Origin of the sequence: Corynebacterium sp. HMSC077D03 (assembly GCF_001808545.1) — a bacterium.
GTDB lineage: Bacteria > Actinomycetota > Actinomycetes > Mycobacteriales > Mycobacteriaceae > Corynebacterium > Corynebacterium simulans.
In genome coordinates this window covers 1-1,496 of sequence record NZ_KV793689.1, presented here as the reverse complement: position 1 = coordinate 1,496, position 1,496 = coordinate 1, and the positions used below count along the sequence as shown (strand labels likewise).

The window sequence follows — 1,496 nt, the reverse complement described above, 5'->3', positions numbered from 1 at the left end:
GACGGTCTGGACGGGTCTTTGTCGTGGATGAGCGTGTCAAGTTGTTTGTGTGTGGGGCTTGGTTTCTAGAGGTATTGGTCGAAGCGGTCTGGGTAGGCCACGGCCATTTGGTTGATGGCTTGTTTCCACCCGGAAACCTTTCCGCCTTCAACGAGCCGGCTAGCTGAAGCGGCGGCTCGTTTACCTTCTTTAGCGCGTTTAGCTGCGCGTTTGTCTTCGATATTGCAGATCATCAACCACAGTGTCTTTAATGCGGACTCATCATTGGTGAACTGCACCCGGTTACGAGTGGCTTTACGCAGCTCATTGTTAAACGACTCAATCGAATTCGTGGTGTAGATGACCTTGCGGGCTGCCGGCGGGAACTGCAAAAACGGTACGAATCGTTCCCACGCGTCTTGCCAGACCTTGACGGATCTGGGGTATTTCTCGCCCAGCTCAGAGTCTGCGAATTCTGCCAGTGCTGCTGCAGCAGTGGATTCATCAGGGGCTGAGTAGACCTTCTTCAGTGCTGCGGACACGGCCTTGCGGTCGCCGTAGGCCACCCATCGGTTGGCAGCACGAATCAGGTGCACGATACAGGTTTGCACCATCGATCCTGGCAAGGTTGCCTCCACTGCCTCAGGTAGGCCTTTGAGCCCGTCACAGCAGACAATGAAGACGTCTTTGACCCCACGATTCGACAGGTTAGAGCACACCTGCGCCCAAAAGGATGCTCCTTCCTCTTTGGCGATCCATAGTCCCAGGATGTGTTTAATTCCTTCGATGTCCACGCCGATGGCCATATAGGCGCTCTTGTTGACTACGCGTCCACCGTCACGGACTTTGATGCGCAATGCGTCGAGGAAGATGACGGGGTAGAACTCGTCGAGCTGGCGGTTTTGCCACACCAGTACCTCATCAAGGATGGCGTCAGTGACAGCGGAAATCGTCTCATGGGAGATATCCACCCGCATGGCGGTGGCCATATGGTGCTGAATATCTCGCACAGTCATTCCACCGGCGTACAAGCTGACAATCATGTCATCAACATCAGTCAAACGCCTAGAGCCTTTGGGAACCATGGTGGGAAGAAACGTCCCAGCCCTATCTCGTGGGATGTCTACGGTAACCGGCCCGTAATTGGAATCAACCGTCTTCGGGTAGGTGCCATTGCGGTGATTATCAGTCCCAGCTGCCGCTTTAGCGTCCCGATCACCGGATTGATAACCGAGGTGGGCATCTATCTCAGCATTAAGCCCTCGGGTAATCGAGGCTTGCAACATACCGCGCACCAAGTCATTGGCATCCGAGGTGGAAGTGCCCAATTCGTCGATCAGCTTCGCGATTTCAGGGTTAGCAAGAAGCTTCTTCTCAATCGCGTCAATCTTGGCCTTATCAGCCGGGTCTCGTCGTGCCACAGTAGTCATTCTGGCTTATCTCCTTATGCGGGATGGATTCCCACACACAAACCATCAGACACTCTCTCGTGGATGCCCCGCACGTCGGTGAGGTGC

General features: G+C 54.5%; 1 protein-coding gene. It reads right to left on the bottom strand.

Annotation, left to right across the window (positions count from 1 at the left end):
- Window positions 1-65 precede the first annotated feature (65 nt).
- Window positions 66-1,409 (bottom strand): IS256 family transposase, encoded by a 1,344-nt coding sequence (locus HMPREF2888_RS06575; RefSeq protein WP_070518540.1) that lies wholly within the window; start codon window positions 1,407-1,409, stop codon window positions 66-68.
- Window positions 1,410-1,496 lie beyond the last annotated feature (87 nt).